This is a genomic window from Daejeonella sp., from assembly GCF_017495225.1.
In the GTDB taxonomy this organism is placed as follows: Bacteria; Bacteroidota; Bacteroidia; order Sphingobacteriales; family Sphingobacteriaceae; genus Daejeonella.
On record NZ_JAFEIG010000030.1, the window covers coordinates 1 to 25706 of the forward strand.

Below are 25706 nucleotides of genomic sequence, written 5' to 3' on the forward strand. Positions count from 1 at the left end.
GTATAAAATTCGAAAAATAAAAAAAGGCTGTATCGGTTTATTTTGATACAGCCTCATTTTTTTATAGCTAAGATTTTCTTTCAAAGAAAAACATATTTTCTGATTGGCCAATTATGACACTTTGACAATGAGAAAGGTGTAAAAACTCAAAAGGTTCATAAATATTGAACATAACTTTTGATATGTAGTTAAAATATCCTGTGCATTCCACCCTACCTTCTGGGCTATACCTAACAATTCGATAATCCTTACCTACTAACTCCAAATGAAACCATGAGCCAGCTCCTTCGCCGGCCAACCAATGACTATTCTCAGGAATGATACTTAGTCGCTTTGGTGCCATTAATGTGCTTTTTAAGTTACTTAGTTTATTTATCATATCATTAAAATTAAAATCCCTTTTTCTCGACAATCATTTTTTTGTTTAAGCATTTTACATTACCTATCGGACTAGGGGAAACGCTTAATGGAAAAAATAATTTTATTCTATCTATAATTGGAGCTTTTGCATTTAAAATTATTGTTCTTACAAATCGTGAACAATTAGTCCCTTTTAAAATAAATGGTCCATATTTTATAGGGCAATTTTGCTGCATAGATTTGGCATGAGCGAAAGCTTTATCGAAATCGATTTTTGTATATGAAGCATGCAAAGGTCCATCGCCATGACAGGCTGGATTTTCAGCAAGCTCAGATAAAATTTCTTCAAAATTCAACAATTCATGTCGCGAATCTGAAAATTTAGCCATAGAATACATACGTAAATCGTGATCAGTTTCATGATCTCTAACCCTCCCATGACCAAACGGCGCGTGATACCTTCCAAAATCAAAATAAAAGCAATTGCCAGTTTTAATCTCAACCAATACCACGGCCGCATGCCCAACCCTATAAAAATTATCTTTACTAAAACCTAAAATATTCATTAGCCCATCATACCATGCACCTGCTTGTTTACACAGAGTTTCTGGCCATGCAATAGCTATTGCGAAACCGGTATACATGAATAATTAGCTAAATTTAAACTCCTTAACTGTCTATCTAGAAGATCGTAATAATCAAATATTTCTTCATTCTTTGTAGACCATATTTGAGATATACTTACCGTCTGTTGAAAATTTTCACGCTTCATCAATATATTTAAACTCGGTACATCGCAATGCTTTGCTTGATGAAAATCCAAAATTTTACAATCTGAACTTGCCTGATTATCAATTAGCCATTTGTTAAACCACGACTGCCTAATTTCTCTATCTTCTTTAGAATAAAGTGTAACAGACGACCAAATTCGAGGGTTTTCAGGGTTAATCTTTGTGATGTGCTTCTTTTCTCCATCCCACACTAATTCATGAAATAAAATATCATTCTGATAATCAATAAGAAGAAGTGTAAATGGTTTAACACCTTCTAAATTAACAGTCGACATAAACTCCAATTGGGAAGCATATTTAAAACTCGACAACAAAATTTGTCCCCTGCTTTGCCCAAATTCATAATCCTTAGTATGATTTTCAAAACCCCCATTTAAAAGACAAGCAATCTGCTTTTTATTACTTGCTGCAATCCAAGTGCCGCCAGCAAGCATGTCTTTGGGATAAACTAATGTAGTTTTCAAATCAACAAAAGCCTGCAATTTAGCCGTTGACCTTACCGTTTTTTCATCTCTACTAGATGTCAATACGAAACCTTCCTTAAGAGGAATGTATGTTACTGTGCACATGATTGTTGATGCCTAATTGTTGATGGTGCTATACCGAAACTTTGATCTATTAAATGATCCATCTTCTGGTCAATTAAACCAATTTTGATAAGAGCCTGGTGATGAATACTATGTTCCAAACAATACACTAACTCCCTTTCAATTGAAGACTTAATCATATCTAAAACTTCGCCATTATGAGAAAAATTAGCGCCGAGAAGTATTTCCTGTGTACCATTTAAATGAGGAATGTCATCGCAAATTTGATCTATACAAGAAATTGCCAAATCAGGACTTTGCTCCAAATTTAAATCCCGCTCACGATTATCATAATTAACCGAACCATCACTTGCTCCTTTAATGATACATCTATAAAATTCTAAAACATGACGTAAATGCTGTCCTATTGATGAATTAGACAATATTTGCAACTTACTTTGATACTTTTCTTCATCAAAATGGGAAATCAGGTGCCTCAATTCTAATAAATTCTCTATACAATATTGTTTCATTTTACCTGAATTTTAAATCCCAAAACTTATTCTAACTTATTCTAAGATTGATTTTAAATTTATTCTATTCCCAATCTGCCAGTATTAATTGATGAATTTTCTGACCTAAGAATAAAAGCTCCTTTGGCCTAAAAACTTCACCTTAAAAATGAGTTTATAAATAAAAAAAGCTAAGCTTGAACTCCATATTTTTGAATCAATTTTAGATCTAAATCTTTCTCAATATTTTGAGATTTATTTATAAATACGTAATTATAATAATCTTCAGTTAATTTATTTTGAATTATTATTTTGAATTCATACATGAATTATAGCATTAGGATACACATCTAGAATCAAAACCTTATTTCTCAGCCCTAGCAATTTTAATCCCTTCATCAATTCATAATCACCAAATTAAACTTTAATGTGCTCATCGCCTCTCAACACAGAAATAGATAAGCGTAAAAAAATATCCTGCTGAGTTTCTTTACTTATTTAGCTTAGCTAAAGATTGATCAAAAGCCTGCTTAATTTCTTCAGTAGTCTTGGTAACACTAATCGTAGAAATCAAAAGCTTTGTATCACTATTTATAAAATAAATTACCCCTGTGCTATTATTACTTTTAGCAACGCCTGCAACCCCCGCAACTGTATAAACTACTTCAGAAGCCTTCTTTGTCTCTTTCGTTGAAAGATCATTGATTATAATTTGGTAGTTCGGATTGTTTCGGTACTGCGACAAAACATCTACCTCTACACGATTACCATTTTTTCTGCATGCCGGGCACCATTTGGCAGTATTAACCATTACAATAACTTTTTTGTCATCGGTCTTCTCCAGCCCCTTTACCTGTGAGCCAGAAAACATTAAAAATGCAATAAGTACTATTAGAGAGCCTGTTAAATTTTTCATTTTCTTATTTGTTTAGATTAAAATTCTGCATCAACCGTTTTAGCAATATTTAATTTTGCTTATTTAATTGATTAGACGAAAAAAAAACTCAACCTGACAAAAAATAATTATTTATTTTCAAAATTATTTTTTGAGTTAAAAAATTAAATATTTGGGGGACTAATTTATGCTCAAGAATATTGTGGAGCATTGCTTGAGAAGCAATTGTGAATGATATAAATCAATAATGAAATCTAAAGTTTAGAAATTATCTTTTCTTTAAGTTTATCATTAGATTTTTCCGGCTGCTTAACGTCTTTTTTGAATCTACGTTCTAAAGCTTTATGAATTAATAAGCTATGTTTAGAGTAAGTGGAGCATGCTTTACAAATAATTAAATGGAAATAAAGCTTGATCCCATTTTTAAATGAAATCTTGTCTAAATGCTTCCTTTCAATTAGCTCAGTGGCTTTTTTGCACGTTAAATGTAATTTACCCATCACCTTATAAGCTCCAATTTGTTTCGATACATTTTTTTAGCATAAGCTTTGCTCTATGCATGATCTGCCAATAATTAGACGCAGTGAGTTCCAAATCCTGACAAATCTCTTGAGTTTCCTTATCTAAAAGATATTTAGAGTTTATAGCAAGAGCCCACTTTGATGGTAGATTATCTATACATTTCGATAATGCCTGATTAAAACCTTCATCATCTAGGAGATGCTTCTCTTCAGCCCAAATTGTGCTCGACTCTGGCAAAGCCCATTTACCATTTTTGTCAAAGATTTCATCAGCCATAGCGCCCGCTTTTTCTTCATAAAGCTGATCTAGACTAACGTGCCTTTCTGACTTCTTCCTATAAAAATCAATGATTTTATTGTTTAAAATGGAAATTAGCCATGTTTTTGGCTGACTATTATTCTTAAATTTTTCGAAAGAAGCAAAGGCCGACAAAAATGTTTCTTGTACAAGATCTTCAGCAATTTCAATGGATGAAATCTTACTAATCGCTCTGCTATACAAGGCATCAGTGTGTTCTAAAACCCAACTTGTAATTGTTTTTCGTTTTTCTTCTTCTGATACAGCAATCATTAATCATTCATTTTGAACTGTGAATTTAACATTTATTGCTGCAATTAAAATATTATCTTAAAAAACAATTCTGTCAAAAAAGCTAAGAAATTTTTATTGCTCAATTTATTTTGCTGATTATAGATTAGAAACAATAAGAGTCTACCTACCTTTTGCTTACTTTGTGAACTTCTTGTCCCAGTTCAAGAAAGCCCTTCGAATCGTAAAAACCTTCTGCTCTATACAATATTTTGCCATCAGGCCTAATAAAAAAAAAGCTAGGATAGCCTTGAACACCATATTTCCGTGCTAAAATTGGTCCCTCGCCCTTTTCACCATTTAATGAAATATTGATAAATGTGGAATTATAAAAGGAGCCTGCTGTTTTGTTTTTAAAGGTGGTCATTTTCAGTTCAATACACGGCCCACACCAAGTAGCATACACATACAAAAACACAATCTTATTTTCCTTTTTAGCAATTTGAAGAGCCTCAGCAAAGGTATTCTCGCTAAACTGAATTCCAGAACCTGGCTTAATATCAGCCTTGCTAATGTTAGTCCCTATTAAAATGAGGATAAAGAACAGTTGGATTGCTTTTTTCATGAACAAATTTATTAAAATGGTTAATAAAGATTAGTGTGAAATAATTTATTTTCATCTCAATCAAATAAAAAATCTTACCTCCTTAAAAATGTGCAACTTAAAAATGAGCCCAGTACAGCTAAATATTTGAACGCTGCATTAAGGCAAATTAGCTATCTTTGATAGACAAATAATATCTTTTGATTGCCTTTAAAAATGACAAAATTATCCGTTAACATCAATAAAATCGCTACTCTTAGAAATTCAAGAGGAGGAAATAATCCTGATTTGGTAAAAGTTGCAATGAATGCAGAACGATTTGGTGCTGAAGGTATTACAGTCCACCCCCGCCCCGATGAAAGACATATTCGTTATCAGGATGTATTTGATTTAAAGAAAGCAATTCATACAGAATTCAATATTGAAGGTAATCCCAAGGAGCTAAAATTTGTTGAACTTGTTTTAGCCAATAAACCGGCCCAGGTAACTCTAGTTCCAGATGCGGAAGGCCAATTGACCTCCAACCATGGCTGGGATACTATAAAACATCAATCTTATCTAAAAGATATTATCGCTGAATTTAAATCAGCAGGCATTCGTGTTTCCATATTTGTTGATCCTGCCGAAGAAATGGTTGAGGCGGCACAAGAAACGGGGACAGACAGAATTGAACTTTATACTGAGGCCTATGCCACTAATTACCATCAAGATCGTGAAAAGGCAATCGCACCTTATATCAAAGCTGCAGAAATAGCTAATAAATTAGGGCTGGGAATAAATGCAGGGCACGACCTCGATCTTCACAACCTTCAATATTTCTCGCAAAATATTCCAGGTCTGCTAGAGGTAAGCATCGGCCACGCACTCATTTGCGATGCTCTTTACTATGGTTTAGAAAATACCATTCAGATGTACCTAAAACAAAAGAATGCATAAGCCTAAATCGCAAAGATTAAATTTCAATTTAAAGCTTTCTTAAACATGATTCAAAAGCTGGACATCGCTGAATTTCTCAAATTAGCTGATACGGTACCTGTTATCGACGTAAGAACGCCATTGGAATTTGCACATGCCAGAATCCCAGGTGCATATAACCTACCCATTTTTTCAAATGAAGAGCGTGTATTGGTCGGTACCTGCTACAAACAAAAAAGTCGTGAAGAGGCAATTTTGCTTGGTTTTGATTTAACAGGCCCCAAATGGTCGGGATTTATTCAAGATGCCTTAAAAATTGCTCCCGAGAAAAAAATACTCGTGCATTGTTGGCGTGGTGGCATGCGTAGCGGCGCAATGGCTTGGGCATTAAGTCTTTATGGATTCGATGTTTACCTTTTAGAAGGCGGATATAAACGCTTTCGTAATTGGGTTTTAGATCAGTTCAAAGAAGAATATCCACTTTTGGTTGTCGGCGGAATGACAGGCTCTGGGAAAACAAATACACTCATAGAGCTCAAAAATCTCAATCAACAAGTTATTGACCTAGAGGATATTGCACAACATCAAGGTTCAGCATACGGCTCCATGGGTAAATTAATTCAACCTAGTCAGGAGCACTTTGAAAACATCTTAGCATCTCAACTTGTAAAAACAGACCGCACAAAGCCTATTTGGGTCGAAGATGAAAGCCTATCCATCGGTAAATGCTTCATCCCCAATCCTTTTTTCAAGCAAATGCGTGAAACAACTTTGTTAAAACTTGAAGTTCCTTTTCAAAAAAGAGTCGATTTTTTAGTGGAAGAATATGGCAAGCTTAATAAAGAGTTTCTAATTGAACGTACACTAAAAATTGGCAAACGACTAGGCCCACTGCAAACAAAAGAAGCCATTCAAGCCATCGAAACCGATCAAATGGAGCTTTTTATAAAAATGGTTTTAGTTTATTATGATAAGACTTATAGCAACGGACAAGGAAAAAGATTAGCTGAAAAAGTTTATCCCCTGCCCTGCAAAAGCACAAATGCCAAAGAAAATAGCGAAATCTTATTAAATCACTATCTCATATCTAACGTCTCAAATCTCACATCTCATATCTAACATCTAAATACTCAATACTAATATCTAACACCAATGCAACCCGAAGAAATAAAATTAACTCAATATTCACATGGCGCTGGCTGCGGATGTAAAATCAGTCCGGCAGTACTCGACCTCATTCTTCATAGTCCGATAAAACACGCCATTGACCCTTCATTATTAGTTGGCAATAACACGCGTGATGATGCTGCCGTATTAGATTTAGGAAATGGTACAGCATTAATTTCAACGACCGATTTTTTCATGCCCATTGTGGATGATGCCTATGATTTCGGGAGAATTGCATCAGCAAATGCCATTAGTGATGTGTATGCCATGGGCGGAAAGCCTGTGCTCGCCATTGCCATTTTAGGTTGGCCAATTGATAAATTATCACCAGAAGTGGCTCAGAAGGTTCTTGAAGGCTCACGCTCCATCTGCGCCGAAGCGGGAATTACACTCGCCGGCGGACATAGCATTGACAGTCCCGAGCCCATTTTCGGCCTCGCCGTAAACGGGATGGTAGATATCCAAAACTTAAAGCAAAACTCAACAGCCACTGCAGGATGTAAGCTATACCTAACCAAATCTTTGGGGGTAGGAATTTTAACCACCGCACAGAAAAAAGGTATTCTTAAGGCAGAGCATGCCCAAATTGCTCCAAAGAGCATGTCGATGTTAAATAAAATCGGCGAAACTTTAGGCAAACTGAATTATATAAAAGCAATGACTGATGTGACTGGTTTCGGATTATTGGGCCACCTATCAGAAATGTGTGAAGGCAGCAATCTACAAGCCTTGGTGGAGTTTGATAAAGTTCCTAAACTAGCCGAGATAGACGAATACCTAGCTCAAAATTCTATCCCTGGAGGTACCGGCAGAAATTGGGCAAGCTATGGACATAAAGTAAAAAGCATCACGGATAGACAGAAACATATTTTGGCGGATCCGCAAACTAGTGGCGGACTATTAGTAGCCGTTGAGCCAGATAAATGCCAAGAATTTGAGCAGGTATTGCGAGAAAATGGTATCCCAGAAAAGAATATTGTTTGCTTCGGAACACTAATTCCAAAATCGGAAGAAAAACTAATTGAAATTATTTAATTTTTTGCTTTTAACATTAATTTAAAAGCCAATTATAAGAGAATTATATAGGGTAAAATGTTAATATAAGCATTTTAAAATCATCTATTTGTAAAATTAGATGCTGTTTATTCATTTAAAAGATGTATGAATAGTTTTATCATTGAAAAAGATTCAAGCACAATGAAATATGCAGAAAATACTTATTTTTGACCCATCAAAACTCTCCCCATTTTAATGAAATTGAACATAGATTATCAGGAAAAATTTGAGCAACGTCACATCGCTCCAAATGAGAAAGATGTTGAACAAATGCTCGACATCATTTGTGTAGATTCTATCGATGAATTGATTGAACAAACAGTGCCGGCAAACATCCGCTTAAAAAAAGCTTTAAGCTTGCCTACAGCAAAAAGTGAGTTCGACTATTTGAACGACTTGAAACTGACTGCTTCAAAAAATAAAGTTTTCAAATCTTATATCGGTCAAGGCTATCATGATGTGATTGTTCCAGGTGTTATTCAACGTAACATTCTCGAAAATCCAGGATGGTACACACAATACACTCCATACCAAGCAGAAATTGCACAAGGTCGTTTACAAGCTTTGTTAAATTTCCAAACTATGGTGGTCGACCTTACCGGAATGGCAATTGCCAATGCTTCTCTTCTTGATGAAGGAACAGCAGCTGCCGAAGCAATGTTCATGCAATACAGTCTTCGTAAAAATGAAGACGCCAAAGTATTTTTCGTTTCTGAGGAGGTTCTAGCTCAAACTATTGACATTTTAAAAACTCGCGCTGAGCCTTATGGCATTGAAATTCGCATAGGCAATCATCAGACTGTTCAACTAGATGAGTCTATGTTTGGTGCGATAATTCAATATCCGGCAGGAAAAGGAGAAGTTTATAACTATACTGATTTTGCTAATCAAGCACATGAAAAAGGCATCAAATTAACTGTTGCTGCCGATATTATGTCGCTAAGCCTTTTAACTCCTCCAGGAGAATGGGGTGCAGATATTGTAATTGGTTCAACACAACGTTTTGGTATCCCGATGGGATATGGCGGTCCGCATGCTGCATTTTTTGCAACTAAGGAAGAATATAAACGCTCATTACCAGGTAGAATTATCGGTGTAACCATTGACAGTGCCGGTAATTATGCACTAAGAATGGCCTTGCAGACACGTGAGCAGCATATCCGTAGAGATAAAGCCACCTCAAACATCTGTACTGCGCAAGCATTATTGGCAATTATGGCTAGTATGTATGCCGTTTATCACGGACCCGCGGGAATTAAATTGATTGCTCAACGTATTCACGGACTAACAGTGTTTTTATCAAATGCATTGGAAAGCCTTGGCTACAAGCAAGATAATAAGCATTTCTTCGATACCATTAAATTAGATCTAGGTGAATTAAAAAATCCGATTCACTCAGAAGCACTAAATAATGAGGTTAACTTAAACTATGAAGGCTCATTAGTTAGTATCACGCTTGACGAGACCACCACGAAAGAAGATGTATTAAACATCATCAAATTCTTTGCTAAGGTTAAAGCAAAAAGCATTCATGATCTTGATCTTGACGGATTAGCTGCCAATGTAAAATCAAGAATTCCTTCAGAGCTTGAAAGAACGTCAACTTATTTAACTCACCCTGTATTCAATTCGCATCACTCTGAGCATGAGATGCTTAGATACATAAAATCATTAGAAGCAAAAGACCTTTCTCTTTGTCATTCAATGATTGCATTGGGATCATGTACCATGAAGCTGAATGCTACCACGGAAATGATTCCTGTTACTTGGCCAGAATTTGGTAAACTTCACCCATTTGCACCAATTGATCAAGTTGGTGGTTATATGCAGATTTTTGCAGAGCTAAACGACTGGTTAAGCGAAATTACAGGCTTCGCTGCCATGAGTTTCCAGCCAAATTCAGGTGCTCAAGGTGAGTACACCGGATTAATGGTTATTCGTGCTTATCACTTAGATAGAGGAGATGTACAAAGAAATGTAGCCTTAATTCCTTCATCTGCTCACGGCACAAATCCTGCATCTGCTGCTATGGCAGGCATGAAAATTGTGATAGTAAAGTGTGATGAAAAAGGAAATATAGATGTTGCCGACCTGAAAGAAAAAGCATTAGAACATGCTCATGATCTTTCTTGCTTAATGGTTACTTATCCATCCACACATGGTGTGTTTGAGGAGTCAATCATTGAAATTTGTGATGTTATTCATCAGTATGGCGGACAAGTTTATATGGATGGTGCAAACATGAACGCTCAAGTAGGATTAACTAGTCCCGCAGCCATTGGCGCCGATGTTTGCCACTTAAATCTTCATAAAACATTCTGTATTCCGCATGGTGGTGGTGGACCAGGCATGGGCCCAATTGGTGTTGCTAAGCATTTAGTGCCGTATTTACCAGGGCATGCTGTAGTGGATATGGGAAATAGCAAATCTATTTCAGCAGTTTCATCTGCACCATGGGGATCTGCATCAATTCTATTAATATCGCATGCATACATTGCCATGATGGGAGGCGAAGGACTAACAAATGCTACAAAATTTGCAATTCTAAATGCCAATTATATCAAAGCTAGATTGGAAGGCTCTTACCCAGTTCTATATTCTGGATCAAAAGGAAGATGTGCCCATGAGATGATCCTTGATTGCCGTGCTTTCAAGAATTTTGGAATTGAAGTAACAGATATCGCCAAGCGACTAATGGATTACGGTTTTCACGCTCCTACCGTTTCATTCCCAGTGGCTGGAACAGTAATGATTGAGCCAACAGAATCGGAGCCTAAGCATGAGCTAGACCGCTTCTGCGATGCGATGATTGCCATCCGTGAAGAAATTGAAGCCGTGGAAAATGAAAAAATGGATAAAGTTGATAATCCATTAAAAAATGCGCCACATACTTCTGCGGTCGTAACTGCAAACGAATGGACACATCCTTACTCACGTCAGCAAGCTGCTTTTCCACTACCTTATGTAGCAGCATTTAAATTCTGGCCAAGTGTAGGAAGAGTAAATGATACGCATGGCGACAGAACACTTATCTGTTCTTGCCCTCCAGTTGAATCTTACGCCGAAGAAATGGCATAATTTCAATTATTATAATTAAAAAATACCTTGTCAATATTTGGCAAGGTATTTTTTTTGGCCCTTTGAAAAATAAAAATGAATATTTTTTTATCAAAGACTATCTTTACTTTAATTTTAAATTAATAAAAACAATTAAAGCCTTAAAAAAATAGCAGGTTAACACCAATTTGATTAAATATTAATCCCGTTATGTTGAATTTTACAAATAGCAAAAGTATCGACTTTTTAGAAGGTATTTATTGGGGACTTGCAATTGGAATTGGGATCCTACTTTTAGTGCTTCTTGTAAAATGGTTTGTTAAGAAGCAAATTGAAAACGAAACCAACAAATTAAAGGAGCATAATCTATCCCTGATAAAGGCTAATAATTCGCTTGAAAGATTCGCATATATCACCTCACATAACCTTCGTGCTCCTGTAACCAATTTAATTAGCCTCACACAAATACAAAAGGATAAATCATTAACTAATGAATTTAAGACTGAAATAAGCGATAAAATACATGAATGTGTGATACAACTGGATAGCACATTGAACGATCTTGTTGAACTTATTGCTAGCAAACCTGGAGAAAATATAAAGAGCGAAAACTTAGACTTACAAACAGAATTTGACAAAGTACTTTATAGCATTGACAGTCAAGTTCAAGAATCTGGGCTTCAGGTGGAAACAAATTTCTCGGAGCGCTCGCAAATTTACTTCCCAAAACAATTCCTAAATAGCATCTTACTCAATCTACTTACAAATGCGATTAAATATAAGTCTGATGATAGGAAGCTATTGATTCGGTTAAGGACTGAAAGTAAGATGAGAGAAACAATTCTACATTTTAGCGATAATGGCATTGGTATGAATTTAAAAGCAATTGGAGATAAAATATTTGGACTGTACCAGCGCTTTCATACCGATATTGAGGGCAAAGGAATGGGACTTTATATTATCAAATCGCAAATTGAAGCTATGGGTGGAAGAATTGAAGTGGAAAGTGAACCTGGGCAAGGAACCAGCTTTCGCATTTATTTTAATTCCTAAAGAGAAGCTAAAAAATTAGGTAAAAATTAAAAATTGACCTAAAAAATATAAAAATTGAAAAAAAACACGTTATTATTGATTGGTTTTAACAAATATTCAAAACATGAAAAACAAAAATTTAATCTTAAGTCTGCTTGCTAGCTTCATATTCCTAGCTTCATTCACCGTACTAAAAGATGATGTTTATACAGTAAACATTGAGAGATCAAGCATTGACTGGTCGGCGAAAAAAGTAGTTGGTGGCCATGTTGGAGCCGTAAAAATTAGTAGTGGAACCCTTATTTACAATGAAAAAGGTTTGAAAGGCGGTAGCTTCGTGATGGATTTAGCTAACTTAACTTCAGACAATGAGCGTTTAACTACCCATTTAAAAAATGATGATTTCTTTTCAGTAGATAAACATCCTAGCTCAAAATTCGAGATTACTAAGGTTGCACCTGCAGGTACTGATCGCGTAAACATTACTGGAAACTTAACTATTAAAGGAATCACCCATCCAATTACATTCCCAGCAAGTGTAAAACAGCAAAAAGGGGTAATTGTTGCCGTAGCAAGTGGTGTAAAAGTTGATCGTACGAAATATGACATTAAGTATCGTTCAAAAAGCTTCTTTGGAGATATCGGCGATAAAGCCATTGATGATGAGTTTGAATTAAATATCAATCTTAGCGCGAATAAAAAATAATTTTGATTTAAGGGTACAGCCCGTAGGGACAGGTCGCGACCTGTCCTTTTTTGTTTATATACGAAAAATCGACCCTTTAAAATCTGCGGAAAAACAAACAGGTAAGAAAGATTTTCTCCACTTAGCCTGACAACCGACAACTGACAACTGACAACTGATAACCGACAACTATTAACTGATATTAACTGAACACATGGGCTTCGAGAACCTCAGCCGGCGGTAATCAACAAGGCAACCATCTCAAATGACGCCAGCCTGACAACCAACAACTGATAACTGATAACTGATAACTGACAACCTATCCCTACAAAATTCTAAAGCCATCATTCTCAAATCCCACCTTTGCAATCGCTTTGCTTTTAGCATGATAAAATAGGCATTCCCAATTTCCTTCAACAGCCCTCATTCCGTATTCCTGCCTTAATTCCATCGCTCTGCGACCATCAAAATCGTATTTCGCGATAAATTTCCGAAGTAACTGTTCAGGTTCTGGCAGAATATCAGCACCAAAGAAAACAGTCTCATTACCCTCATTTATCAAGAAAACCTGATGATTTTCACAATGTCCGCCTGTAAATTCATAAGAAATTTGATCATTTAATTTACCGCTACCCTCCACAAAATGAACCGAACCACTCCTTTGCACAAAATCAAATATTTCGGTTTTGTAGGAACGCGAAGGCTTGCTATAAGCTGCCTCCCATTCGCCACGATTGATCACATATTCAGCATTTGGGAAAGACAATGAAACCTGACCAGAATGATTATTTACCATTCCCCCAGCATGATCAAAATGCAAATGTGACATCAAAACCAAACTTACATCCTCAGGATTATAACCAGCCTTTTTAATATTTTCATGAATGAGCAGCTCCCCCGATTGTCCTTTAAAACCCAATCCCGTATCTAAAACAATTAAATCATTCTTAGTCTCAACCAAAAATGGCTGAACAAAAATAAATAAAGAGGCAGGCCTATCTTTCGGATTATGAATAGCAGGATCGAAGGGAATGAAGGTCTTGGAAGCATCTACAGAATAAGATCCTTCATATAAGGCTAAAGCTTTCAATGTTCTTTGTATATTATGATGTTAAATTCTATTTTTACAATTTAAAAGGCAAAGATATGGAAAAAAGGTGGGTGGAACGGGAGGTTAAAAACCATACTGTAATCGCAGAATTACAAGAATCTTTAAAAATTGATGCAATTCTCGCCGACCTATTGGTAAAGCGTGGGATTAATTCCTATGAAGATGCACGTAATTTCTTTAGGCCTTCTCTAGATCAGCTTCACGACCCATTCTTAATGAAAGATATGGATTTGGCAATTGCGCGTATTGAGCGTGCCATGCAAGCCGAAGAAAAAATTCTTATCTATGGCGATTATGATGTTGATGGCACCACTGCCGTAGCCTTAACATTTAGTTTTTTTAAAAAACACCATGCCGCAATTGATTTTTACATCCCTGATCGATATTTAGAAGGTTATGGGATATCTAATCAAGGAATAGATTATGCTGCAGAACACGGTTATTCGCTAATTATAGCACTAGATTGCGGAATAAAATCGGTCGATAAAATAGATTATGCCAATCAAAAGGGAGTAGATTTTATCATTTGTGACCATCACCTTCCAGGAGATACTTTACCAGCAGCAATTGCAATTCTTGACCCTAAGCGTTCAGATTGCGAATATCCATACAAAGAATTATCGGGTTGCGGAATCGGATTTAAGCTCATTCAGGCCTATGCACAAAAAAATAATCTCCCATTTGAGGAGGTAAGTAATTACCTCGACTTAGTAGCTGTAAGTACTGCAGCCGATATCGTACCAATTACCGGAGAAAATAGAGTACTCGCTTGGCTTGGTCTTCAGAAACTAAATACGGATCCCTGCAAAGGCCTAAGCGCCTTGATGAACATTTCGGGAAGGAAAGATCTGACTATCACAGACGTTGTATTCACTATCGGCCCAAGAATTAATGCGGCAGGCAGAATAGATGATGCCAAACATGCTGTAAATCTATTAATTGCCGAAACTGAAGCATTAGCCTTTGAAAAAGGACAGATTATAAATACTAAAAATACCGAGCGCAAAGAGCACGATAGCCACATTACAGAGCAGGCATTAGCATTAATTGATGAGGATCCGGCACTTATCGCCAAAAAAACGACTGTTGTGTATAATGAAGATTGGCATAAAGGTGTAATTGGTATTGTTGCTTCCCGTTTAACGGAAAAATATTACCGCCCAACCATTGTTATGACCCATTCTAATGGAAAAGCAGCTGGTTCGGCGAGGTCTGTATTAGGATTTGATCTTTATGAAGCACTAAGTGAATGTAGCGAGCTTCTGGAACAATTTGGGGGGCATAAATATGCAGCCGGCTTGACCATGAAAATAGAAAACATTCCGGCGCTACAACAAAAGTTTGAAGAGGTCGTTTCTAGGACAATCACCGAAGAGCAATTGGTCCAAGCAATATATATTGATACAGAAATATTGCTAAACCAAATTGATGCAAAGTTCTTCCGAATTTTGAAACAATTTGAACCTTTCGGACCGCAAAACATGGCTCCAATTTTTCTAAGTAAAAATGTTTATACTTACGGCAGCGCAACATTAGCAGGAAGCAATCATCTGAAAATGTGCGTGCATCAAAACAATCAGACTTATTATAACTGCATTGGATTTGGATTGGCAGAATTTATGCCTTTAGTTAATTCGGGCGAAGCATTTGATATTTGTTATACTATTGACGAGAACGTATGGAAAGAGAAAAGATCGATACAGCTGAACATCAAGGGAATACGGGCGAATCTTCCAAACCCAAGACCATGATTTTAAGAGCCGAAAACCTTGTCAAAAAGTACAAGCAAAGAACCGTTGTAAATAATGTTTCTTTCCACGTGTCGCAAGGGGAGATTGTGGGATTACTGGGACCAAATGGTGCCGGCAAAACAACCTCTTTTTATATGATTGTGGGATTAATTAAGCCGAATGAAGGACATGTTTATTTGGATGATGAAGACATTACCGAAGATGCCATGTACCGCCGTGCCCAAAAAGGCATTGGCTATCTTGCTCAAGAAGCATCAGTTTTCAGAAAATTAACCGTGGAAGATAATATCAAAGCGGTGCTTGAAATGTCGAAACTGAGCAAAGAAGAACAAAAACACAAATTAGAAGAGCTAATTGATGAATTTAGCCTGCATAAAGTCCGAAAAAACCGAGGAGATTTATTATCTGGAGGTGAACGTCGCCGGACAGAAATCTCAAGAGCATTGGCTGCAGACCCTAGTTTTATCCTCTTAGATGAACCCTTCGCCGGAGTGGACCCAATTGCTGTTGAGGAGATACAAAGCATTGTAGCGAAGCTTAAATTGCGTAATATCGGCATTTTAATTACCGATCATAATGTGCAGGAAACATTATCGATAACAGACAGAGCCTATCTCCTTGCTGAAGGTAAAATCATGCTTACCGGTACACCGCAAGAGATTGCGAATAATGAAATGGCTAAAAAGTTCTATCTTGGACAAAACTTTGAGCTACGTAAAAAGAAACATTTATCTGTTTAAGCATCCTAAATAAATGACATTAGTAAACTCCATTTTTACCTGGATAATGAAAAAGCGGATGCATCAAATCGAGCTTTTCATAAAATATCCTTATGATGTTCAGGATGAATGGTTTCAAACATTAATTTCGACAGCTAAAAATACAGAATGGGGTAAAAAATATGGCTATGAGTCTATTTTAAACCAAGATCAATTCAAAGAGAGAGTCCCACTTCAAAATTACGATACCTTAAAACCTTATATCGAAAAAATGCTGAGTGGCCAGCACAATGTACTTTGGCCATCAGAAATTAAATGGTTCGCCAAATCTTCGGGCACCACAAACGATAGAAGTAAGTTTATCCCTGTGAGTGAGGAATCCATGGAGGAATGTCATTTTAAGGGGGGTAAGGACTTGCTATCAATGTATTGCAATAACCGTCCGGATACGAAAATATTTACTGGAAAATGCCTTGTGCTGGGTGGGAGTCACCAAATAAATCAATTAAACGCTGATTCTAGCTTTGGCGATTTATCGGCCGTTTTAATCAAAAACTTACCTTTTTGGGCCGAATTTTATCGTACTCCCGACATGTCGATTACCTTGATGGATAATTTCGAGGAGAAAATCGAGAAAATGGCTCAAGCAACAATTGATGTGAATGTGACTAATATTTCGGGAGTGCCTACTTGGAACATTGTTCTAGCAAAGCGCATTCTTGAAATTACCGGCAAAGACAATCTTCTTGAGGTTTGGCCGAACTTGGAATTTTACTTCCATGGTGCCGTAAACTTCAAACCTTATCGCGAGCAATTTAAAAAGTTGATTCCTTCGGATAATATGTACTATCTGGAGACTTATAACGCTTCAGAAGGCTTTTTTGGAATTCAAGATCAGCCAAACTCGGAAGAGATGTTGCTGATGTTGGATTATGGAATTTACTATGAATTTCTTCCCATGGAGGATATTAACAAGGAAAATCCTAAAACCTTGCGATTGGATGAGGTCGAGCTTAATAAAAATTATGCCTTAATCATTTCTACAAACGCCGGATTATGGCGATACATGATTGGCGATACCATCAAATTTACTTCACTCACACCTCATAGAATTCAAATTACAGGTCGCACCAAGCACTTCATCAATGCCTTTGGAGAAGAATTAATCATAGATAATGCCGAGAAAGGCCTTTCTAAGGCTTGCCAAGAAACGGGAGCCATCATCCGCGATTATACCGCCTGCCCTATTTATTTTGAAGGTAACGATGCGGGAGGCCATGAATGGATCATCGAATTTGAGAAAAAACCCGACAATATAGAGCGCTTTACGGATGTAATGGATCAAACTTTAAGAGAAGTTAATTCCGATTATGACGCCAAACGCTTCAAAGACATGGCCCTCTCTAGACCAAAAGTCCACCTCGCCCCCGACGGCACCTTCTACGAATGGATGAAAAGCCGCGGCAAATTAGGCGGTCAGCATAAGGTACCACGCCTCGCAAATGATAGAGGGTATGTGGAGGAGATATTGAAGATGTTGTAGGGACAGGTCGTGACCTGTCCATTTAATTTCAAAACGATCTATTAGAGGACAGGTCGCGACCTGTCCCTACGAATTACGATTTCTTCGGAAACATCAACGACGCCACAATACTCGTCGTTAGAATAAACAGAATAATAAACAAGGAATGAACCGTTGTGAATCCCCATAGACTTAACCAATGATGGGCAAGCATTTTTATTCCTATAAATAAAAGAAGGACCGACAATCCTAATTTCAGATAATGGAATTTATGAATCACATTTACCAATAAGAAGAACATGGAGCGTAATCCCAGTATGGCAAAAATATTAGAGAAAAATACGATGTAAGGATCTTTGGTGACCGCAAAGATTGCTGGGATTGAATCGACAGCAAAAATAAGATCGGTGAATTCTACAATTAAAAGGACGATAAAAAGTGGGGTTACCATCTTTTTACCATCCACATTTATGAAAAATTTATTGCCAACAAATTCAGGATAAACCGAGAAATATTTGGATGCAAAACGCACTACTTTATGATTTTCGGTATCAATTTTTTCTTCTTCATCTCTACTTAAAAACATGCTTATTCCTGTATAAACCAAGAAAGCACCGAAAATATAAAGAATCCAGCCAAACTGCTTAATCAAAGTTGAGCCTAAGAAAATAAAGCCAAAACGCATCAAAACAGCGCCAATAATTCCCCAAAATAACACACGATGGTAGTATTTTTCATCTACATTAAAAGCAGAAAAAATAAGAACCATCACAAAAATATTATCTACCGAAAGAGCATATTCAATCACATAACCGGTGATGAATTCAAGACCTAAATTTTGTTTGTAGATAGCCAAACTTTCAGTGAAATTATCCGGCTTGAGGGTAATATTATGTAAATTCCTTGTAGTAACTTCTTGAAGCTGAGCGAAATTATCGATGCCATGCAGGAGTTCACCATTTGTGATTAGCAAAAAGTAGAAACCGAGGGCAAAACTAACCCAAATGAAACTCATGATAGCAGCTTCTTTCAAGCTCACCTTATGATCTTTTTTGTTGAAAAGTCCGAGGTCGATAGCAAGCATCAACACAATAAACAGCAAAAAGCTGCCAAAAAACAGATATTCGTTAGTCATTTTTATTTTTTTCGTTCAGTAGTAAAGCGAATTAATTGTTCAAGCGCAGTTCTAGATCCATGCTCTGGAAACTCTCTTAAAATGGCAAAAGCTTCATTTTGATAGTTCTCCATTTGAGATTTGGCATAGTCCATTCCTCCGCTATTCCGCACAAAGCTAATAATCTCAGCAACCTTTTCGGCTTCTTCATTATGATTTTTAACCAAATTAATGATACGCTTTTTCTCGGAGCTAGACACTTTATTTAGCGCATAAATTAGGGGGAGGGTAATTTTTTTCTCTTTGATATCTATTCCCAAGGGTTTTCCAACATCATCGGTACCGAAATCGAAAAGATCATCTTTAATTTGGAAGGCAATACCTACTTTCTCACCAAAGAGTCTCATTTTCTCGACAACTTCTTCACTTGCACCGGCCGATGCGGCACCACAAGCACAACAAGAAGCAATGAGGGAAGCCGTTTTTTGTCGGATAACCTCATAATAAACCTTCTCATCAATATCTAAACGGCGAGCCTTTTCAATCTGCAATAATTCGCCTTCACTCATCTGCTTTACCGCATCAGAAACGATCTTTAGGAGTCCGAAATCACCATTATTTATGGAAAGAAGAAGGCCTTTAGATAGGAGAAAATCGCCGACTAAAACCGCAATTTTATTTTTCCAGAGCGCATTTACGGAGAAAAAACCACGTCTTTGATAGGAATTATCCACTACGTCATCATGAACGAGGGTAGCTGTATGCAATAATTCGACAAGAGCGGCACCACGGTGAGTAGCTTCTGTTATTCCTCCACAAAGGCTAGCAGAAAAGAAAACGAACATAGGGCGAATTTGCTTGCCCTTGCGTTTCACAATATAGTGAGTGATCCGATCAAGTAGCGGAACAGAACTTTGCATAGAAGATTTGAACTTCCCTTCAAAGGTGTCCAGTTCTGTTGCTATGGGTTTTTTGATCTCGTCGAGACTCAGCATTAATTTCCGAAATCTTGGGTTTGTATAATAATGCAAAGATATTGAAATTTCAGCAATTTGGCCGATTAAAGCGATTGGAAAAGAGCTATTATTTATAATAATCTCCAATATTGACAGAATTTTGATACTTTTGCAGGCTTTCATAGAAATAATCGGAGAGGTGTCAGTCCGAAGGACTCCTTTGGAGAGTGGCCGAACGAGCGAGCTTGGAATTTCGTGTACTAGCGATGGTACCGTGGGTTCGAATTTGAGTTTTAAATATATGTAATGATGTATTACAGCTATATTTTAAAGAGTGAGAAAGATGGGAAATTCTATTATGGAAGCACCCAAAATATAGAAGAGAGATTAAAAAAACATAATAAAGGCGATGTGAAATCTACGAAAAACCGTAGACCACTGAAGCTTCACTTTATAGAACAACATGAATCTAGAAGCTTAGCTTTTAAAAGAGAACAGTTTTATAAATCAATTGATGGTTATATATTTTTAAAGAAACAGGAAATTATATAAAAAAGATAAAACCTATTTAGAAGAATTTATATCAAGGCCCAATAAATTGGAGAGGTGTCAGAGTGGCCGAACGAGCGAGCTTGGAAAGTTCGTGTACTAGCAATGGTACCGTGGGTTCGAATCCCACCCTCTCCGCAGAATTTTAAAACCCAATCAGTTAGCTGATTGGGTTTTTTGTTTGGGAGAATTTTATTTTAAGAGTTAATTATTTTACTTTAGAAAAATAATAATTCATTTAACTTGTTAGAATTATATATCTTACTTAAAATAGATTTTTTTAAGGATTTAAATGAGATATCAACAAGTATAATAGATCAAATTATTAATGAAAAAAGTTGAAGTCGTTGCAGGTGTGATTTTTTGGGAAGATCAAGTTCTATGTGTTCAAAGACCTCAAAATAAGCTCCATTATATTTCAGAGAAGTTTGAATTTCCAGGAGGGAAAATTGAAGGAGATGAGACCAAAGAGGAGGCTTTGCATAGAGAGTTAATGGAAGAATTAAATATTTCTCCAAAGATAAAGTCCTTTTTTCTAACGGTTGTGCATGAGTATCCTGATTTTGAATTAACTATGCACAGTTTCGTTTGTGAAGTTGAATCGAAAGAACTTACTCTTCATGAGCATATAGATCAAAAATGGTTAAAAATTAATGAGCTCAGTTCACTTGATTGGGCAGCAGCGGATATCCCAATAGTCAATAAACTACTTTTCAATGAATGACCTAATCCAAAGTTTCACAAAGAGTTTACAGACAGGTTATGTGGATAAATCCGTTTCATCTAACCAATACTATCAACCCGAGTTGCTCGTGAATCAAAAGAGTCCCCCAAAAAAGGTGCTTTCAACTATTCTTCATGAGCTTGAAAATTGCAATCAGTTTTTTATTTCTGTTGCATTTGTCACAACCAGCGGAGTAGCTTCGATTATTAATAAGCTTAAAGAGCTCGAAAGTCGCGGTGTTAAAGGTGAAATGCTGGTTTCTCAGTATTTAAATTTCACACAACCCGAAGCACTGAAAAGACTTCTTCAATTTAAAAATATCGATCTAAGAATTGCCACAACAGGCAATGCTCACACTAAAGGATACATTTTTAGAAGTAAAGAGCATTATAACTTAATCGTTGGAAGCAGTAATCTTACTGCCCAAGCTTTGAGCACAAACAAGGAGTGGAACATCAAAGTCTCAGCCTTAGACGAAAGTGGCATCGTTGAAAAAGTACTTCGTGAATTTCAGTCTGATTTTGAAAAAGGAACGCCAGTAAGCTCTGAATTTATCTTGGCTTACGAAGAAATTTACCAGAATCAAGCTCTTCAAACAAAAAAAATAAAAATCGAAAACCCTAATGTTTTGCAAGCGTTGATAAGTCCAAATTCTATGCAAATAGAAGCATTGGAAAATCTTCAAAAACTTAGGGATGAAGGAAAAAACAAAGCTTTAATCATTTCAGCAACGGGAACTGGTAAAACCTACTTATCGGCTTTTGACGCAAGGGCTTTTAATCCTAAAAAATTACTGTTTGTAGTTCATCGATTAACTATAGCTAAAGATTCCCTAAGCACTTTTCAAAGTGTTTTTGGTATGGATAGAACTATGGGCTTATATTCTGGAAATCAAAGAGATTTAGATTGTGATTTTGTCTTTTCAACCATTCAAACAATTTCGAAAGCTAGTCACTTAGACAACTTTTCGAAAGATCACTTCGATTACATCATAATTGATGAAACACATCGGTCGGGAGCAGACTCTTATTTGCGCCTAATTGAGCACTTTGAACCAAAGTTTTTCTTAGGCATGACTGCCACTCCTGAGAGAACTGACGGCAACGATATTTATAAGCTTTTTGACCACAATATCGCTTACGAGATTCGTTTAAGTAAGGCAATGGAGGAGGAAATGCTCAGTTCGTTTCATTATTTCGGAGTTGCCGACTTATCAATTGACAATATACAAGTAGACTCCAAAGCTGATTTCAGGTATTTAGTTGCAAATGAACGAGTAGAGCGCATCATTGAACAAGCTAAATTTTACGGAAGTGATAATGGAATAACTCGCGGTTTGATATTCTGTTCCAGAAAGAAAGAAGCAGTTGAATTAGCTAATTTATTCAATTCAAAAGGATTTAAAACTGTAGCTCTCACAGGCGATAATTCTGAAGATGAAAGAGCCAAGGCAATTGAAAAGTTAGAGACCGATAATCTGAGTGAAAAACTTGATTACATATTTACGGTGGATATTTTCAACGAAGGAATTGATATTCCTAAGATCAATCAGATCATCATGCTTCGACCAACCGAATCAGCCATAATTTTCATCCAGCAGTTAGGAAGAGGCCTAAGAAAGGTTGAAGGAAAAGGCTATTTGACAGTAATCGATTTTATCGGAAACTACGAAAACAACTACCTTATTCCGATTGCCTTGTATGGTGACACATCCTACAACAAAGACTCTTTGAGGAAGTTAATCACGGAAGGTAGTCGGATGATTCCTGGAGCTTCCACCATCAACTTTGACGAAATCACCAAAGAGCGCATCTTTCAATCCATTGATTCTGCGAACATGCAGTTATTCGCTGACTTGAAAAAAGACTACAATCTTTTGAAATTTAAGTTGGGACGAACTCCAATGATGATGGACTTTATTGAACATGGTTCACGCGATCCGTTCTTATTTGTGGATTACGCCAATTCATATTACAATTTTATTTTAAGGGCTGAAAGGGCAGAAAACACTGAACTATCAACAGAAGAGTTGCAATTACTTGAGCTGTTTTCGAAGGAAATAAACAACTCAAAACGAGTAGAAGAGAGCCTTATTTTACTACTTATTCTTGAATCTGGTGAACTATCGGTAAATACTTTAAAGGCGAAGGTGCTAGAGAAGTATCATTATAAAGTTTCCGATGAGACCATAAAATCCTGCGTTTCGAATCTGAATTTTGAGTTTGTAAGAAAAGAGAAGAAAATCATCTACATGAAGGATAATTCTTTCCATTTTCATGAAGAATTCATACGCATTTTAAAAAATTCAGTTTTCAAACGATTTCTATCAGATTCTATTCAATACTCCATTCATGCTTTTAATAGTGCATACAAGGAAGAGCACTATAAAAATGGATTGATCCTTTACAATAAATACAGTCGTAAGGACGTGTGCCGATTGTTAAATTGGGAAAAAGACATAAGCAGTACAGTGTACGGATACCGTACACACGATGGAGCTACACCATGTTTTGTCACATATCATAAATCTGATGCGATTGATAGCACCATAAATTACAATGACCACTTCATTAACCAATCAACATTTGCTTGGGAGTCGAGGTCTAACAGGAAAATTGATAGCAATGAAATAAAGGGTGTAATTAAGTCCAAACGCATTTTACTTTTTGTGAAAAAGCAAGATGGAGAGGGAACTGATTTTTACTTTATTGGTGATGTTTCCATAATACCTGATTCAATTGAACAAGGTTCTATGCCAGACTCTAACTTGCCGGTGGTTCATTTTAAATTTCAAATTCAACAACCTGTTATTGAGAGTCTTTATCAATATATCACAACAGAAAAAATAAAACATGTTGATAAACCAGCCCTACCTGAATATTCAGACAAAATAATCCAGACCCAACAAACGTTAACTTTTGAAGAAGAGTTGCTGAACCCTATTCCATTTTACGACTTTTATGCTGCCGCAGGGACCTTTAGCGAAATACAATCTGAGAAAAATTTCACACTTATTGAAGGACCTAAAAACAATTCGAACAATGATTATTTCGCCTGTAAAATCATTGGAGAATCCATGAACAGAGTCATTCCAAACCATTCTATTTGTTTATTTAAAACATATACTGGAGGTAGCCGAAACGGAAAAATTTTATTAATAGAAAATAGAGATATCCAAGATCCCGATTTTAACTCTGCCTTTACGATTAAAACATATACAAGTGAAAAAAATATAACGGAGGAAAATTGGGAACATACTTCCATCGTTTTGCGACCAAATTCATATGACACTTCCTATCAAAACATCATAATCACCCCTGAAAATGCGGCTAACATGAGGGTTCTAGGTGAGTTTGTGAAGATTTTGAGTGAGGGCAAAAAATAATAAATCGGCAAAATTGCGTAAAAGAAATAGCGGGTAACTTTTATTAAAACAGCCCAAAAAATGAACGAATCCCGAAAATAAAACGAGAGTAGAATTTTTAATTTTTTACTCTCGTTTTAATGATAAGGGTAAAATTTACCCCACTGTCCGGTTAGAGTTCAGCGCAGCGCTCTCTACGGATTACCAAATAATTGGAGTCCCACTGTCCTTAGTTTACCGCTAGTTTCAGCGAAACAGACACTACCGAAGCTATGCGAACAAACCACTGTCCGTTAAAGTTAAGCGCAGCGTTATATACTGATTATCAGATAGTTGGAGTCTCCAAACCCCAATAAATTTAATTATTTCTCACTTACCCAATCAAGCCAACAAAACCTCCGCAGGAATATTAATTGTTTTTGAAATATTTTAGCTAATGCTAGCCTAAAGGGTTTCCATTAAAGAAACTGGAGGCAAGATGGCATTTATCTGCTTCGAATGTTTTTAACAGGCTAATCAATAAATTATTGCCTATAAAAAAGAAATAAATTATTTTAAATTATTAAATTTTTTTATTTTAGAGAAACAATGTATCGTTTTATTATTGAGACATAGGCAAAAACAAAGCTGGAAAGGTAGGTTTTGCTAGAGATATGTATGAGTTAACAAACAGCGCATAAAAACTAAACACATAAATATTAAATAAAAGTATAAGCCATGTTAGAATTAAGTTGGGCCATATTAAATATTGCAATTCTTAGTTATTTTATAATTATCTTCTTTAATGCAATGAAAATAATAAGTAAGAGATTAGGAGTAAAAGAAACTATAATTCTTGTTTTGGGTCTTTTATCATTTACTGGAAAAGCAAGTGATGAAAACAATGAAAACAAGACTTTTAACTTACAAGAAGAGAGTCAAAAAGTAGAGCCTCCTAAATTTAATAGAGACTTGTATTCAACAAAAAAGCAACTTGAAGATAATATATTGGCAGATATTACTATCTCAATTTACTTTCTTGAAAATCCAAAAGAAAAAAAATTGTTAAATGCTTCTGTTCGTAAAAACGGTTATAGTATTGGTACTCATTGGCATACAACTGGCTTAACTGTCAATAAACTCGAAAATAATACTTATGACTATAATGTAATAGGTACAGTTGACTGGAGTATTTTAGGTATAAATCTTTACAGAGAATTAAGAGAATTTGAGGGAACAATTGAACTGAAAAAATAAAGCCCACTG

At 36.2% G+C, this 25706-nt stretch carries 23 protein-coding genes and 1 tRNA gene; 14 read left to right on the forward strand and 10 right to left on the reverse strand.

All coding sequences use genetic code 11. From position 1 onward, the window contains the following. Window positions 1-67: 67 nt before the first annotated feature. The 7 genes from QZ136_RS11220 to QZ136_RS11250 all read right to left on the reverse strand — a co-directional run bounded on the left by QZ136_RS11220 (window position 68) and on the right by QZ136_RS11250 (window position 4760). A complete protein-coding gene (locus QZ136_RS11220) occupies window positions 68-379 on the reverse strand; it encodes a DUF6695 family protein (RefSeq protein ID WP_291403543.1) in 312 nt (103 codons plus the stop codon). Between the two features lie 10 nt (window positions 380-389). Next, window positions 390-1004 (reverse strand): DUF6695 family protein, encoded by a 615-nt coding sequence (locus QZ136_RS11225; protein WP_291403545.1) that lies wholly within the window; start codon window positions 1002-1004, stop codon window positions 390-392. Continuing rightward, on the reverse strand, window positions 983-1720 hold the full coding sequence (locus QZ136_RS11230; protein WP_291403547.1) for an NRDE family protein: 738 nt from the start codon (window positions 1718-1720) through the stop codon (window positions 983-985). The genes QZ136_RS11225 and QZ136_RS11230 overlap by 22 nt, the downstream gene beginning before the upstream one ends. After that, window positions 1708-2211, reverse strand: a complete 504-nt coding sequence (locus tag QZ136_RS11235; RefSeq protein WP_291403549.1) for a hypothetical protein — start codon at window positions 2209-2211, stop codon at window positions 1708-1710. The genes QZ136_RS11230 and QZ136_RS11235 overlap by 13 nt, the downstream gene beginning before the upstream one ends. A 469-nt stretch (window positions 2212-2680) precedes the next feature. Continuing rightward, a complete protein-coding gene (locus QZ136_RS11240) occupies window positions 2681-3106 on the reverse strand; it encodes a hypothetical protein (protein ID WP_291403551.1) in 426 nt (141 codons plus the stop codon). 483 nt (window positions 3107-3589) lie between these two features. Continuing rightward, a complete protein-coding gene (locus QZ136_RS11245; RefSeq protein ID WP_291403553.1) occupies window positions 3590-4177 on the reverse strand; it encodes a sigma-70 family RNA polymerase sigma factor in 588 nt (195 codons plus the stop codon). 145 nt (window positions 4178-4322) lie between these two features. Further along, entirely contained in the window at window positions 4323-4760 is a 438-nt protein-coding gene (locus QZ136_RS11250) for a thioredoxin family protein (protein ID WP_291403554.1), read from the reverse strand. A gap of 195 nt (window positions 4761-4955) precedes the next feature. Here QZ136_RS11250 and QZ136_RS11255 point away from each other — a divergent pair, with 195 nt between their 5' ends. The 6 genes from QZ136_RS11255 to QZ136_RS11280 all read left to right on the forward strand — a co-directional run bounded on the left by QZ136_RS11255 (window position 4956) and on the right by QZ136_RS11280 (window position 12672). Further along, window positions 4956-5675: a pyridoxine 5'-phosphate synthase gene (locus QZ136_RS11255; RefSeq protein WP_291403556.1), complete on the forward strand. Its 720-nt coding sequence runs from the start codon at window positions 4956-4958 to the stop codon at window positions 5673-5675. Window positions 5676-5720: 45 nt separating this feature from the next. Next, window positions 5721-6773, forward strand: coding sequence for a tRNA 2-selenouridine(34) synthase MnmH (gene mnmH / locus QZ136_RS11260; RefSeq protein ID WP_291403558.1), 1053 nt, complete (start codon window positions 5721-5723; stop codon window positions 6771-6773). Window positions 6774-6806: 33 nt separating this feature from the next. Then, window positions 6807-7856, forward strand: coding sequence for a selenide, water dikinase SelD (gene selD, locus QZ136_RS11265; RefSeq protein WP_291403560.1), 1050 nt, complete (start codon window positions 6807-6809; stop codon window positions 7854-7856). Window positions 7857-8072: 216 nt separating this feature from the next. Further along, entirely contained in the window at window positions 8073-10955 is a 2883-nt protein-coding gene (gene gcvP / locus QZ136_RS11270; protein ID WP_291403562.1) for an aminomethyl-transferring glycine dehydrogenase, read from the forward strand. 189 nt (window positions 10956-11144) lie between these two features. Further along, window positions 11145-11987, forward strand: coding sequence for a HAMP domain-containing sensor histidine kinase (locus tag QZ136_RS11275; protein ID WP_291403563.1), 843 nt, complete (start codon window positions 11145-11147; stop codon window positions 11985-11987). A gap of 103 nt (window positions 11988-12090) precedes the next feature. After that, window positions 12091-12672, forward strand: coding sequence for a YceI family protein (locus QZ136_RS11280; protein WP_291403565.1), 582 nt, complete (start codon window positions 12091-12093; stop codon window positions 12670-12672). Window positions 12673-12976: 304 nt separating this feature from the next. Here QZ136_RS11280 and QZ136_RS11285 read toward each other — a convergent pair whose 3' ends face one another. Continuing rightward, window positions 12977-13741: an MBL fold metallo-hydrolase gene (locus tag QZ136_RS11285; RefSeq protein ID WP_291403567.1), complete on the reverse strand. Its 765-nt coding sequence runs from the start codon at window positions 13739-13741 to the stop codon at window positions 12977-12979. Between the two features lie 56 nt (window positions 13742-13797). On the opposite strand from QZ136_RS11285, the gene recJ reads away from it, so the two are divergent. Genes recJ through QZ136_RS11300 form a run of 3 tightly spaced genes read left to right on the forward strand, consistent with a single transcriptional unit; the run spans window position 13798 to window position 17775 of the window. Continuing rightward, window positions 13798-15513 (forward strand): single-stranded-DNA-specific exonuclease RecJ, encoded by a 1716-nt coding sequence (gene recJ / locus QZ136_RS11290; RefSeq protein WP_291403569.1) that lies wholly within the window; start codon window positions 13798-13800, stop codon window positions 15511-15513. Then, entirely contained in the window at window positions 15510-16253 is a 744-nt protein-coding gene (gene lptB, locus QZ136_RS11295; RefSeq protein WP_291403634.1) for an LPS export ABC transporter ATP-binding protein, read from the forward strand. The genes recJ and lptB overlap by 4 nt, the downstream gene beginning before the upstream one ends. Window positions 16254-16266: 13 nt before the next feature. After that, window positions 16267-17775, forward strand: a complete 1509-nt coding sequence (locus tag QZ136_RS11300; RefSeq protein WP_291403571.1) for a GH3 auxin-responsive promoter family protein — start codon at window positions 16267-16269, stop codon at window positions 17773-17775. A gap of 73 nt (window positions 17776-17848) precedes the next feature. Here the strand turns inward: QZ136_RS11300 and QZ136_RS11305 are convergent, their stop codons facing one another. Then, window positions 17849-18889: a TerC/Alx family metal homeostasis membrane protein gene (locus QZ136_RS11305; RefSeq protein ID WP_291403573.1), complete on the reverse strand. Its 1041-nt coding sequence runs from the start codon at window positions 18887-18889 to the stop codon at window positions 17849-17851. 2 nt (window positions 18890-18891) lie between these two features. Beyond that, on the reverse strand, window positions 18892-19863 hold the full coding sequence (locus QZ136_RS11310; RefSeq protein WP_291403575.1) for a polyprenyl synthetase family protein: 972 nt from the start codon (window positions 19861-19863) through the stop codon (window positions 18892-18894). A gap of 267 nt (window positions 19864-20130) precedes the next feature. Between QZ136_RS11310 and QZ136_RS11315 the strand changes: the two genes are divergently transcribed. The 5 genes from QZ136_RS11315 (at window position 20131) to QZ136_RS11335 (ending at window position 25697) form a co-directional block, all read left to right on the forward strand. Then, window positions 20131-20376, forward strand: coding sequence for a GIY-YIG nuclease family protein (locus tag QZ136_RS11315; RefSeq protein ID WP_291403577.1), 246 nt, complete (start codon window positions 20131-20133; stop codon window positions 20374-20376). Between the two features lie 48 nt (window positions 20377-20424). Next, window positions 20425-20511 (forward strand) — tRNA-Ser (locus QZ136_RS11320). Between the two features lie 190 nt (window positions 20512-20701). Continuing rightward, window positions 20702-21097, forward strand: coding sequence for a (deoxy)nucleoside triphosphate pyrophosphohydrolase (locus QZ136_RS11325; protein ID WP_291403579.1), 396 nt, complete (start codon window positions 20702-20704; stop codon window positions 21095-21097). Next, a complete protein-coding gene (locus QZ136_RS11330; protein WP_291403581.1) occupies window positions 21090-24482 on the forward strand; it encodes a DEAD/DEAH box helicase in 3393 nt (1130 codons plus the stop codon). The genes QZ136_RS11325 and QZ136_RS11330 overlap by 8 nt, the downstream gene beginning before the upstream one ends. 696 nt (window positions 24483-25178) lie before the next feature. After that, window positions 25179-25697: a hypothetical protein gene (locus QZ136_RS11335; protein ID WP_291403583.1), complete on the forward strand. Its 519-nt coding sequence runs from the start codon at window positions 25179-25181 to the stop codon at window positions 25695-25697. The last annotated feature ends 9 nt before the right edge of the window (window positions 25698-25706 follow it).

Bases quoted from the DNA above. Each gene is read 5' to 3' on its own strand.
- QZ136_RS11220 (WP_291403543.1), bottom strand. From the start codon at position 379: ATGATAAATAAACTAAGTAACTTAAAAAGCACATTAATGGCACCAAAG.
- QZ136_RS11225 (WP_291403545.1), bottom strand. From the start codon at position 1,004: ATGTATACCGGTTTCGCAATAGCTATTGCATGGCCAGAAACTCTGTGT.
- QZ136_RS11230 (WP_291403547.1), bottom strand. From the start codon at position 1,720: ATGTGCACAGTAACATACATTCCTCTTAAGGAAGGTTTCGTATTGACA.
- QZ136_RS11235 (WP_291403549.1), bottom strand. From the start codon at position 2,211: ATGAAACAATATTGTATAGAGAATTTATTAGAATTGAGGCACCTGATT.
- QZ136_RS11240 (WP_291403551.1), bottom strand. From the start codon at position 3,106: ATGAAAAATTTAACAGGCTCTCTAATAGTACTTATTGCATTTTTAATG.
- QZ136_RS11245 (WP_291403553.1), bottom strand. From the start codon at position 4,177: ATGATTGCTGTATCAGAAGAAGAAAAACGAAAAACAATTACAAGTTGG.
- QZ136_RS11250 (WP_291403554.1), bottom strand. From the start codon at position 4,760: ATGAAAAAAGCAATCCAACTGTTCTTTATCCTCATTTTAATAGGGACT.
- QZ136_RS11255 (WP_291403556.1), top strand. From the start codon at position 4,956: ATGACAAAATTATCCGTTAACATCAATAAAATCGCTACTCTTAGAAAT.
- mnmH (WP_291403558.1), top strand. From the start codon at position 5,721: ATGATTCAAAAGCTGGACATCGCTGAATTTCTCAAATTAGCTGATACG.
- selD (WP_291403560.1), top strand. From the start codon at position 6,807: ATGCAACCCGAAGAAATAAAATTAACTCAATATTCACATGGCGCTGGC.
- gcvP (WP_291403562.1), top strand. From the start codon at position 8,073: ATGAAATTGAACATAGATTATCAGGAAAAATTTGAGCAACGTCACATC.
- QZ136_RS11275 (WP_291403563.1), top strand. From the start codon at position 11,145: ATGTTGAATTTTACAAATAGCAAAAGTATCGACTTTTTAGAAGGTATT.
- QZ136_RS11280 (WP_291403565.1), top strand. From the start codon at position 12,091: ATGAAAAACAAAAATTTAATCTTAAGTCTGCTTGCTAGCTTCATATTC.
- recJ (WP_291403569.1), top strand. From the start codon at position 13,798: ATGGAAAAAAGGTGGGTGGAACGGGAGGTTAAAAACCATACTGTAATC.
- lptB (WP_291403634.1), top strand. From the start codon at position 15,510: ATGATTTTAAGAGCCGAAAACCTTGTCAAAAAGTACAAGCAAAGAACC.
- QZ136_RS11300 (WP_291403571.1), top strand. From the start codon at position 16,267: ATGACATTAGTAAACTCCATTTTTACCTGGATAATGAAAAAGCGGATG.
- QZ136_RS11305 (WP_291403573.1), bottom strand. From the start codon at position 18,889: ATGACTAACGAATATCTGTTTTTTGGCAGCTTTTTGCTGTTTATTGTG.
- QZ136_RS11310 (WP_291403575.1), bottom strand. From the start codon at position 19,863: ATGCTGAGTCTCGACGAGATCAAAAAACCCATAGCAACAGAACTGGAC.
- QZ136_RS11315 (WP_291403577.1), top strand. From the start codon at position 20,131: ATGATGTATTACAGCTATATTTTAAAGAGTGAGAAAGATGGGAAATTC.
- QZ136_RS11325 (WP_291403579.1), top strand. From the start codon at position 20,702: ATGAAAAAAGTTGAAGTCGTTGCAGGTGTGATTTTTTGGGAAGATCAA.
- QZ136_RS11330 (WP_291403581.1), top strand. From the start codon at position 21,090: ATGAATGACCTAATCCAAAGTTTCACAAAGAGTTTACAGACAGGTTAT.
- QZ136_RS11335 (WP_291403583.1), top strand. From the start codon at position 25,179: ATGTTAGAATTAAGTTGGGCCATATTAAATATTGCAATTCTTAGTTAT.